A 505-nucleotide genomic window follows, 5' to 3' on the forward strand; every position below is an offset into this window, starting at 1 on the left:
ACCAGGTGCTCTACCAAGCTGAGCTACATCCCGAAATAGATGCCGGTGAGAGGACTCGAACCTCCACGGTTTCCCTCACGATTTTGAGTCGCGCGCGTCTGCCAATTCCGCCACACCGGCTTATGAAATTAATGGCGCGCCCTGAGAGATTCGAACTCCCGGCCTTTTGATTCGTAGTCAAACGCTCTATCCAGCTGAGCTAAGGGCGCAAATATGGAGCGGACGACGGGAATCGAACCCGCGACCCTCGCCTTGGCAAGGCGATGCTCTACCGCTGAGCCACGTCCGCAAAAACAGGTATGCGCGTGGAGGGACTTGAACCCCCACGTCAAAGACGCTAGATCCTAAGTCTAGTGCGTCTGCCAATTCCGCCACACGCGCATACAATGATAATGGTGAGCCATGAAGGACTCGAACCTTCGACACCCTGATTAAAAGTCAGGTGCTCTACCAACTGAGCTAATGGCTCTTAATGGCTGGGGATATAGGATTTGAACCTATGCAT

General features: G+C 53.7%; 5 tRNA genes. All 5 read right to left on the bottom strand.

Going from position 1 to position 505, the window contains the following annotated elements:
- Nucleotides 1-40: 40 nt before the first annotated feature.
- Nucleotides 41-120, bottom strand: a tRNA-Leu gene (locus ACN6NF_RS25670).
- Between the two features lie 12 nt (nucleotides 121-132).
- Nucleotides 133-209 (bottom strand) — tRNA-Arg (locus ACN6NF_RS25675).
- A gap of 5 nt (nucleotides 210-214) precedes the next feature.
- Nucleotides 215-289: transfer RNA gene (locus ACN6NF_RS25680), tRNA-Gly, on the bottom strand.
- Between the two features lie 11 nt (nucleotides 290-300).
- A tRNA-Leu gene (locus ACN6NF_RS25685) sits at nucleotides 301-381 on the bottom strand.
- A 12-nt stretch (nucleotides 382-393) separates the two neighbouring features.
- Nucleotides 394-469 (bottom strand) — tRNA-Lys (locus ACN6NF_RS25690).
- Nucleotides 470-505: the final 36 nt, after the last annotated feature.

The sequence above is a fragment of the Paenibacillus sp. TSM33 genome (assembly GCF_056099025.1).